General features: G+C 64.9%; 12 protein-coding genes and 1 tRNA gene. 7 read left to right on the top strand and 6 right to left on the bottom strand.

The features are described 5' to 3' along the window. Positions 1 to 109: 109 nt before the first annotated feature. Complete coding sequence (locus tag ASF60_RS18115; protein ID WP_056188251.1) at positions 110 to 685, bottom strand: hypothetical protein; 576 nt, start codon at positions 683 to 685, stop codon at positions 110 to 112. Between the two features lie 168 nt (positions 686 to 853). Further along, the gene (locus tag ASF60_RS25810) at positions 854 to 1,090 is read right to left on the bottom strand and encodes a helix-turn-helix domain-containing protein (RefSeq protein WP_274533566.1); all 237 of its coding nucleotides are present in this window, start codon (positions 1,088 to 1,090) and stop codon (positions 854 to 856) included. Between ASF60_RS25810 and ASF60_RS26285 the strand changes: the two genes are divergently transcribed. The 7 genes from ASF60_RS26285 (at position 1,067) to ASF60_RS18080 (ending at position 5,476) form a co-directional block, all read left to right on the top strand. Further along, entirely contained in the window at positions 1,067 to 1,390 is a 324-nt protein-coding gene (locus tag ASF60_RS26285; protein ID WP_156634269.1) for a flagellin hook IN motif-containing protein, read from the top strand. The genes ASF60_RS25810 and ASF60_RS26285 overlap by 24 nt on opposite strands. Beyond that, complete coding sequence (locus ASF60_RS18105) at positions 1,351 to 2,304, top strand: hypothetical protein (protein ID WP_443136778.1); 954 nt, start codon at positions 1,351 to 1,353, stop codon at positions 2,302 to 2,304. The genes ASF60_RS26285 and ASF60_RS18105 overlap by 40 nt, the downstream gene beginning before the upstream one ends. A 3-nt stretch (positions 2,305 to 2,307) precedes the next feature. Continuing rightward, on the top strand, positions 2,308 to 2,466 hold the full coding sequence (locus tag ASF60_RS25800) for a flagellin (RefSeq protein WP_338011512.1): 159 nt from the start codon (positions 2,308 to 2,310) through the stop codon (positions 2,464 to 2,466). Between the two features lie 83 nt (positions 2,467 to 2,549). Continuing rightward, a complete protein-coding gene (locus tag ASF60_RS18095) occupies positions 2,550 to 2,987 on the top strand; it encodes a flagellar biosynthesis repressor FlbT (RefSeq protein ID WP_056188239.1) in 438 nt (145 codons plus the stop codon). A 115-nt stretch (positions 2,988 to 3,102) separates the two neighbouring features. Next, the gene (locus tag ASF60_RS18090) at positions 3,103 to 3,993 is read left to right on the top strand and encodes a hypothetical protein (RefSeq protein WP_056188237.1); all 891 of its coding nucleotides are present in this window, start codon (positions 3,103 to 3,105) and stop codon (positions 3,991 to 3,993) included. Positions 3,994 to 4,163: 170 nt separating this feature from the next. Then, positions 4,164 to 4,556 carry a hypothetical protein gene (locus tag ASF60_RS18085; RefSeq protein ID WP_056188234.1) on the top strand — a complete coding sequence of 131 codons (393 nt, stop codon included), beginning with the start codon at positions 4,164 to 4,166 and terminating at the stop codon, positions 4,554 to 4,556. 698 nt (positions 4,557 to 5,254) lie between these two features. After that, positions 5,255 to 5,476, top strand: coding sequence for a hypothetical protein (locus ASF60_RS18080; protein WP_056188231.1), 222 nt, complete (start codon positions 5,255 to 5,257; stop codon positions 5,474 to 5,476). A gap of 415 nt (positions 5,477 to 5,891) precedes the next feature. Here the strand turns inward: ASF60_RS18080 and ASF60_RS18075 are convergent. The 4 genes from ASF60_RS18075 to ASF60_RS18060 form a co-directional block, all read right to left on the bottom strand. Beyond that, a tRNA-Arg gene (locus ASF60_RS18075) sits at positions 5,892 to 5,968 on the bottom strand. Positions 5,969 to 6,209: 241 nt separating this feature from the next. Continuing rightward, complete coding sequence (locus ASF60_RS18070) at positions 6,210 to 6,965, bottom strand: DUF72 domain-containing protein (RefSeq protein ID WP_244478494.1); 756 nt, start codon at positions 6,963 to 6,965, stop codon at positions 6,210 to 6,212. A 128-nt stretch (positions 6,966 to 7,093) separates the two neighbouring features. After that, complete coding sequence (locus ASF60_RS18065) at positions 7,094 to 8,185, bottom strand: alpha/beta hydrolase (RefSeq protein WP_082508062.1); 1,092 nt, start codon at positions 8,183 to 8,185, stop codon at positions 7,094 to 7,096. A 130-nt stretch (positions 8,186 to 8,315) separates the two neighbouring features. Beyond that, positions 8,316 to 9,140: a DUF429 domain-containing protein gene (locus ASF60_RS18060; protein ID WP_056188226.1), complete on the bottom strand. Its 825-nt coding sequence runs from the start codon at positions 9,138 to 9,140 to the stop codon at positions 8,316 to 8,318. Positions 9,141 to 9,295: the final 155 nt, after the last annotated feature.

The following is a 9,295-nucleotide window of genomic DNA, read 5'->3' as shown; positions in this document are numbered from 1 at the left end:
ATGAGGCGTCTCTGGCGAGGGACACCATCAGCCTATCCATTACGCCCGCTTCGTCACCCGGCACGTTCAAGGGCCGGCCCAAATGGCCAAAGTCGAGCTGAGGTGAGATCTACCAAACAATGTCGGGCGTGACGTCTTCGGGTCGAAGCGGCAGGAAAAACCGCGCTGCGAGACCGTCATCGGTATACCGGACGACGGTCGCCCTTCGGCGCCCAATGGCGAGGGTGGTGCCGATCTCGACGTGGGTCGTCAGGCGCACGGTCGCTTCGGTCATAGAGAGGCTGAGAAGAATCCCGGTCGTGTCCGAACCCGTTTCGGTGCGAACGCGGACTGTGTTGAATCGGGGGATGACGCCGTCGTGATCGCGCGCCCGGCCCGCTTCCGTCGCTCGGCGTCGATGCCATGCGAGGCGCGCACCAAGCCGGGAGAGATGCGCGGTGGTGGCCTGGACATGAATCAGGCATCGGCCCCCTGGGGTGTTCTCGGCGACGATGCCTTCGATGACGCCCAAGCTTTCCACATGGCAGAGCAGGGGTATGCCCGGCTGGACGGCCGAAGCCAGAACGAGTTCCATGGTATCGGCGTCACGACACCGGATCGCGCAGACTTCTTCGGTCCCGTTCGGAAGCAGGGCGCGTCCGAGCAGATCGATGGCTTCAGGGTTTGGCATCAGGTGAGCCTTCATGGGGATCCTCCAGAACTCTCCGGACGGTGACGGGCGCGGACCTCCGGGTTGTCCGGTCGAAGATGTTCGGCTCTTGCGAGGGATCGCCTCTCGTCGCGGCAGGCGCGAAGTTCGAAAACCGCCGGGGGACGGGTTTCGCGCGACTCCGCGACGGCGCACCCCGATCCGTCACACCGTCAGGGTCTTCATCCAGGACAGGAGAACCGGCTCGTCCCGCCCGCGGGTGCGCGGGGAGGCCTCGCCGACGCTCGCGTCGCGGGGCAGAAACCCGAACCGGCGCCGGAACGCGCGGCTGAACGTCTTCTCGTCGGAGAAGCCGACTGCGTAGGCGACCGCCGAGATCCGCGGCCGGGTGCCGGACCGGGTCAGGAGACGCAGAGCGTGAAGCAGACGCCGCTCGCGGATGTAATTCGCAGCGCCGCCATCGCCCTCGAAGTGCCCCAGACCCTGACGATCAACAACACGGCCATCACCATCCCGCCCTCGGCCTCCCTGGACGACGCCATCAAGGCGATCAATCTCCAGAGCACGACCACGGGCGTCACCGCCTCAAAGAACTCCCTCGGGGGACCAAGCTCGTGCTCTCCGGGGGCTCCGACGGCTCGTCCTTCAGCGTACAGGGCTCGCCCGGCAACACCTTCGGCGTTTCAACGACCGCCTCGACGATCGCCGGAACCTTCGACCCGACCGCCACCTCGCTCGTGAGCGGTCTCGGCTTTCAGGCCAACGACAACTTCTCGGTCAACGGGCAGGTGGTCACCATCGCGGCCGGCGATACGATCACCTCGCTGATGCAGAAGGTCGGGGTCGCGACCAACGGGGCCGTGACCGCCAGCTACGACACCGCCACCAACAAGTTCAGCTTCACGGCGGCGGATTCCAACACCGCCGTCACCCTCGCCGACGGCTCGACCGCGACCTCGAAGGTGGCCAATCTCGGCTTCACCGCCACAGCCTTCGCGTCCGGCCTCGGCGCGTCGGGGGCGACGAGCCCCCTCGCCGGCAAGGCGCTGACCGTCCAGGTCGGCAGCGGCGCCAACGTCACCACGACCTCGCTGACCTTCGGCTCCGGCCCCGGGCAGGTCTCCACCCTGACCCAGCTCAACGCGGCCCTCGCTCCGGCCAACGCCCAGGCCGTCATCGACCCGACCACGGGCAAGCTCTCGATCTCGACGATGAACGATTACGGCGCCGAGACCCTGACGGCGACGGCGACGGGCGCCGGCAATCCCTTCACCTCGGCCGCCACGAGCGCGACGGTGGGGGGCGACGGGCTCAACACCCGCAACGGGCTGGTGAGCAGCTACAACAGCCTGCTGACCCAGATCGACCAGCTCGCGGCAGATGCCGGGTTCAACGGCATCAACCTGCTCACGGGAGACAACCTCAACATCACCTTCAACGAGAAGGGAACGTCGTCCCTCTCGGTGCAGGGCAGCGCCGTGACCGCGTCGAGCCTCGGCCTGAACGCGATCGCGCAGAACACCTTCCAGGAGAACAGCTCGATCAGCAAACTGATCGAACAGATCAACTCCGCGACCACCTCCCTCAAGTCCCAGGCGTCCAGCCTCGGCTCCAACCTCGCCGTGGTCCAGAACCGTCAGGACTTCTCCAAGTAGCTCATCAACATCCTCGACACGGGGGCCGCCAACCTGACGAACGCCGACCTCAACGAGGAGGCGGCCAATTCCCAGGCTCTCTCGACCCGCCAATCGCTCGGCATCTCGGCCCTCTCGCTGACGAACCAGGCGCAGCAGAGCGTGCTCCAGCTGCTCCGCTGAGCCGCCGAGGACGCGCGGGGGCCGGCCCCGAACCGGCCCCCGCGCGTCCCTTTCCGCATCCGTTCCAGAAGGGATTTTCGACCATGGCGCTTCGCCTCGACCTCAAGCCCTACGAGGGCTTCCTCATCAACGGCGCGCTCATCCGCAACGGATCGCGCCGCGCCGACATCCTCATCGAGACGGCCTGCCGGTTCCTGCGCGAATCCGAGGTCATCAAGGAGAGCGAGGCCGATACACCGGCCAAGCCGCTCTGCATGACCCTGCAGATCCTCTACCTCGCCGACCATCCGGCCGAGGACCTGTTCGCGCGCCAGGCCATCGAAATCCTGACGATGGCGCCGACGACCGCACCCTACCTTCTGGCGATCCACGAACAGATCCTGGGCGGGAACCTGTACCAGGCCCTGAAGCGCGGCCGCGATCTGGTGCGGTACGAGCGCGTGCTGCGCGACGCCCGGTCAGACCTGAAGAACGTCGCCCTCAGCGCCGCGATCCACCACCGATCCCAGGCCATGGCCTGAACGACCCTGGGGACGAATGCGACCGGACGTTGAATGCCAGCGCGGTCCTTGGCGACAGGCTGGTATGGACCCTGCAAGCCCCGGACGCCGCGGGGCGCAGCCGGGAGCCAGGGGAATGGGGATTGGGGACGGAACGCAGGCCATCCAGACGACCGACCACCGAACCGTCGAGGAAATTCTTCTCCATCCCCATTTCCCGGAGGCGCGCGCCGTCTACATGGCGGACCATCTCAAGGCCTACGGGATGGGCGCCTTCCCGGGGCATTTCGGCGCGGATGCGGGCCGGGTCATCACCCTCGCGGTTATCGTCTGCCTTCACGCGCGCTACGTCGAGGACGACCGCGAGACCTGGCCGACCCTGACGCGCCTCAAGGACGTGGTGATCGGCTTCGGCTTCGCCAGCCCCCGCCTGATCGACGACTTCGTGGCGCGCCTGGTGCAGACCGGCTTTCTCGAACTGCATCGCCACCCGGCCGACAGCCGGGTACGCCTCCTGGTGCCGACCGAAGCACTCCTGGCCTGGGACCGGGAGTGGATGGCCGCACATTTCGCCCCGCTGCAGGTCATGTTTCCCGATCCCGGCTATGTCCTCGCCCTCGAGCGGGACCCGCGCTTTCAGAAGGCCCATGGCAGCGCCTCGGTCGCGGTCTTCGAGGGCGCCGTCACGGTGGCGTGGCGCAATCTCGACGTGGTGTTCTTTCTCAGCGCCACGGGCGCTCTGTCGATCCTGTTCACGCTCTGTCGCATGGGCGGAGAGGAGGCCGACCTCTCCGAGATCGCGCCGCAATTCGGCGTCTCCCGCATGCATATCCGCAACATTCTGCGCGCCGCGAAGGAGCGGGGCTTCATCGGCCATCACGGCGAGCGCCGACAGTTCATCCGCCTGATGCCGGCGTGGATCACCGCTTTCAATCGGTTCATGGCGGATTCGCTGGCCTACAGCGACTTGACCTACCGCCTGGGGCTGGCAGCGTTGGCGGACCACGACGCACCGCTCCCGGCCTGAGAGGCGCACCCCAACGCTGATCATGAGAGGTGGTCTGCGCTGCAGCGAATCTTCAGGGCCGGGACAAAGATATGGTGGCAGCCAAACTTGCCAAACGATCCTGCCGGATGGGAACCGAAGTTCGCGATGCGGAATTATTCTTCCCGATAACAAATCTGGAGGAACGCACGATGAAATTCTCGATGATTGCCGGCGCCGCTGCCATTCTCGCGCTGACGTCCGGAGCATCCCTGGCAGCTCCCTGCAACACCGGGGCGGTGAAGGGCAAGACGCCTGAGCAGCACGCGGACAACGACAAGAGCTCGAGCGTCGATCAGGGCAGCAAGAATCTCGCGGGCGGCCAGCAGCCGGCGTCCCCCGGCACCGTCGGTGCCATGAACAATGTCGGCGCCAATCAGGGTGTCGGTGAGAAGCCGGGCTCGGGTACGGCCGCCAAGGGCAATGAAGATCCCGCCAGCAGGAACCTCGCAGGTGGCCAGCAGCCGGCCGCGCCAGGGACCGTGGGCGCGATGAACAACACCGGTTCGAACCAGGCTGTCGGCAAGTCGGGCGACGATTGCTGATCGCCTGATCGGCATGACACGGCTCGCGTCGAGACGCGATGTCTGACGCGCTATGAAGGAGCCCCGGCCGCGTCGCGGTCGGGGTTTTTCAATGCAAGGGTCAGCATTTACAGGGGTCAGCCCGTGCAGGCTCGACCCACCAACGATGTCGGCCCGGCGCTGCGGCATCGGGAGCTTGGCCATCCCCGGATCTTGGCCATCCCTTAATCTTGGCGATCCCTCAATCATCCCTTGGTGATCGGTCTAGGGAGATGAGAGGCCGCTGCACCTGCTGCCGGGTGAGCCGCATTCAAGGCTCGAAGACCAAGATCGCCTGCGACTCCTTGCGTCCGCGACCGGCGGAACGTCCCTTCCCGCGAGACATTCCCTGCTCACACCCAGTCAGTCCTGGCATACCAGCAGGGTTTCCAGCATGCGTAACCACATCACGCCCGATCCACGGGCACGGTCATCCGCGACCATCGCATTGAGCCAGCGACCCCGCGTCGGCGGGTGCCATCAATCCTCGGACCTGGCCCGCAGTCATCATCGCGGCGCAGTCGTCGGCACCGGTTCCAGCCTAGCTCGCACGACGGTTCCCTCGTCGTCCGATTTCGAGGGTTTCGGCTCGTTTTCCTGACCGCTGCGTCTCAAGCCCCGCCGATCACCGTTTCCATAACAACCGCCCCGTCGTCGTTCTCGCCAGATCGGACATGTTCATGACCACACTCACCCATCTTGATGCCAAGCTGCACCAGGCGACGTCCGCAATCCTCGACGGCGGCTCCAGCCGAGAGGGGCTGGACAGCACCGCCATGAAGCGCGAGCACCGGGTCGGCAATACCGTCGACAAGGTCGATCAGGTCAGCAGTGTCACGCTGCTCGGCTTCGCCGTTGCGGGACCTGCGGTGATGCTCGTGGCGCACTGGCTGGTGGGCTGAGCCAGCGCGGATCGCGGTTGACGACCGGCATACGCATCGCCGGTCTTCGAGGGGATCCGTCCCAGGTCGATCGTGCCCTCCGCCCCGACGTGACCGCCACGCACGCCCCCAGCCGGTACGGCAGAATCGCGCGTGGCGGCCGATACCTTCCCTGCAAACCCCGAATACTTCCAGCCACGCGTTGTTCTGGCCGGAAATCTTCCGGCATCCACCCCCAGTGCCAAGACCACCGGAGTGACGCCGACGCTCACTGGAGCAGGCTTGAAAGGCTGTCAGATGTCGGAGGTCTCACGGACCGGCGTGGTAATCTCCCGGCTTCCATCTTGGACCGAACGGAATCCCCACCGCAAGGCGCGCACGGGATAACCCTCACTCACGGGTAACCAACCAGATCGGGCGAAGGTGATGAAATGATTGGCGCACCCGACACGATTCGAACGTGTGACCTTTGCCTTCGGAGGGCAACGCTCTATCCAGCTGAGCTACGGGTGCTGACCGTGTCGCTCTGGTAGCCCATGCGGGGGCTCCGCGCAACGGGGGTGTGGGATGCGTTTAGACTCAAAGGGATGTCTGCGAGAGCTCCGAAGGCAAAGGTCACACGTTCGAATCGTGTCGGGTGCGCGAATAGCAAGAGAGCGCCGTTTGTGCGCTGGAATGCTGGGCATATGCGGCTCGGCTGCGGCGCGCAGTATGCGCCGTGCCTGTGCCGCGCCGAAGTCGTTCTGTAGCAGTGTTAGGATGGCGTTGGCGATTCGATGAGCGATGCGTGTCTATTGAGGCGCTCACGTGTAGCAAGCGCGTCGCCAGCCGCCGCGAAGGCAGCGGTGTTGTCGAAGATGCACCAGCACTCGCGCCCTTGCGCAGCGTCCGCTGTCAGGCGGTTGGCCACTGCGTCCAGCGTGCTAGGCGGATAGGCCGAGTAGTAGATCTTCGGTGAGCCATGCAGGCGCTCGTAGCGCAAGCCGTGCCAGCCGCCGGGCTCATCTGCGCAAGGCACTGGCGCCGGATCGGCGGCGACGCGTGCGATGCACAGCTCAGTCAATAATGCATCGACGTTGTGCGCGAACCAGCTGGCATGCCTTGGCTCGCACACGATGCTGCCGGCATGGATGTCCCGGAAGGCGCGCAGGAACCCAGCACTCGTATCTGGGTCGAAGCGAAGGCTCGGCGGCATCTGGATCAAGAGCGGGCCGAGCTTGGGGCCGAGCCCGGCGACCTCGGCAAGGAACTGGCGCAGCAGTCCCTCGGCTTGCGCGAGTCGCCGCTCATGCGTGATTGTGCGCGGAAGCTTGACAGCGAAGCGAAACTGTTCGGGCACTGAGGCCGCCCATCGCGCATAGGTCCCAACACGATGAGGACGGTAGAACGCGGTGTTGATCTCCACGGCATTGAGTCGGTGCGCGTAGCGTTCCAGATGGCTCCCGAAAGCGGGAAACGCATCCGCGTATGCCTTCGGCACGCTCCAGCCGGCCGTTCCTATCGCGATCACGCCGCGTGCTTCTTTCGGTTTCGAGATTGCGCTTCGTGTTCGCCTTCGGTGCGGATACGACCGATGGCGGCGAACCATCTTCCTGCCGGGTGGAGAAGACGCCTCGCCGCCATCATGACACTCGATCATCAGTCGAGCGCGAGCGGATCGCGCTCGTTGAGGAAGGCGACCACCTCCCGGAAGAACTGCATGCGGTTCTTCTCCATGATCACAGTGTGGGTGCCCTCGCCAAGTTCGATGAAACGCTTATAGGGCGTGGCCGTGAGCTTCGTGAAGTATTCTTGCGCCTGGTAGCTCGGCAGGTCTGCGTCCCATTCCGCGTGAATCACCAGGGTTGGCACCCGAATCCGGCCCGGATCGTAGAGAGGCTTGCCGGCCTGCCAGTAGTCCTGGGAGTCGGCGATGATGCCGTTCGGGGCTCGTAGCACGGGGGGTGTCTGGGCCGCCCCTTCCGCATCAGTCAGCCAGGTCGCCTCGGCCCATTGCTCGAACCAGCCAGGCGGGATCAAGTCTGCTTTCTTGGCGTCCGGGACGCCCTTTAGCCAGCGATCCCGAGCGCTGTCCTGCGACACGGTGCGGTAGGCACCGAGCACGCCCGTATTTCCGAGGTTCGGCGGTGCCTTGGCAAGCCATTGCGGCGCATAGAGCACCAGGCGGTTCACCTTGTCGTTGTTCTGCGTGGTGTAGAGGCCCATCGTCGAGGTGCCCCAGGACCAGCCCATCAGGTTCAGCTTATCGACGTTGCGCCGCTTCAGGATTGCGTCAACCGCTTGACCGACAGCGCGGGCCGCATCCGGGGTCCGCATGAATGGCGGGTTGTCGGCAGCCGACTGACGCATTTGCGCGGGCCGGTCAGAGAAGCCGTAGCCCGGCAGGTCGACGAGGTAGACGTCGTAGCCCTGACGCCCAAGGTAATCCATCATCGAAAGCCCGTTGAGAGGCAGGTCGAATGAGGTCGAGGCCGGGTAGGTCGCACCGTGCACGTAGAGAAGGATCTTCTCCGCCGGAAAAGCGCTCATGCCAGCCAGCCGCTTGTTGCGGACGTAGAGAGTAATGTCAGGGTCATGGGTCGGAACCCGAAAACTCTCCGTCGCGATGGTTTCAGGCTCGCCCGGCCCGGCGGCGTGAGCAGACGAAACCGTCGTGGCCGCGTAAGCCGCAGAAAGTCCGAGCGCGCTGGCACCGCGGAGGATCTGGCGCTTCGTCGATGTTCTTTGCATCGCTGTCTCCCATCCGCATGATACGGCGGATCATGGGTTGGAACACCTTGCGTAATTGCGAGCAACAACCAAGAGCCAGCACGAAGCGCGAACCGTCGGACAATCGCGAAGAGAAAACCTGGACGACCCTCTAGAGCCGCTTCGAGTAACCCAAATTTTCGACGTCGATGGATACCCCCGCCTTATCTGCGGCGGACTTCAACCGGGCTCCCACGTCAGCGCTTGCCGGAGCGATCATGTAGCCGAACATGCGATCGCCGATCATGATGGACGCCTCGCGTGGCGCCGTTTGCCAATGCAGGCCGATCAGTGCGCAGAGAACGGCATCGAGCTGATCCTGATCCGCCTTCTTGGGAATGGAGACCGCGGCGAGTGCATCCGCCCACTCGCCAAGGCCGTCGACAGCTTCTGTCCTCGCGAGGTGGCGCACGACCTCGATTACTGCCTGCCACCCAGCCAGCTTAAACGTCTTGCGACGCGCGGGATTGTAGCGCGGGCCAAGCAGCCTGCCGCAAAACGCCGGCCCGAGAGATGGCAATGCCAACGCCGGGAAGACCTCCATCAAGAACAGACCTGCGCTCGCGCTCCGCGAGGCCTCAGGATCCTCCGTCGCCTCGAGGCGCTCCTTGAAGCGCCAAACAGGGGCTGCATCGTCGAACATGCCGATCTTCGAGCGATTCGCCGGCTGCACACCGCCGCCGAGCCAGGAAATCAGCGAGGGGGCGACCCGGTCGACGGGACGGAGACTCGTCAGATTTGGAACGATCGTCGGTTGGTCCAACGCAACGATGCGCAAAGCGCTGAAGGACGCCTCGGTCTGGATGACTGCGAGCGCTGCGTCGAAGGACACGAGAGAGGGCGGCACGAAGGTGCAACGGCCTCTATCATCGATCCGGATGACGCTAGTCGCACCGGGGGCTTTGGCACTGTCGGTCCAGGCGGAGTCAAAGCCAATGAAGCTAACCGAGCTAGTCCGCGGTCATCAGCAAGGCTCCTATCGAAATGGTATTGTCTAGGGTCTGGACTCGATCAGCACCAGAAGGCGATGACGGCAGCGAGTGCGACGGCCGAGGCGTAGTTTCGGGCCAGCTTGTCGTAGCGGGTGGCGAT

It is taken from the genome of Methylobacterium sp. Leaf113 (assembly GCF_001423325.1).
In the GTDB taxonomy this organism is placed as follows: Bacteria; Pseudomonadota; Alphaproteobacteria; order Rhizobiales; family Beijerinckiaceae; genus Methylobacterium.
This window is presented reverse-complemented; position numbering and strand designations above follow the sequence as displayed.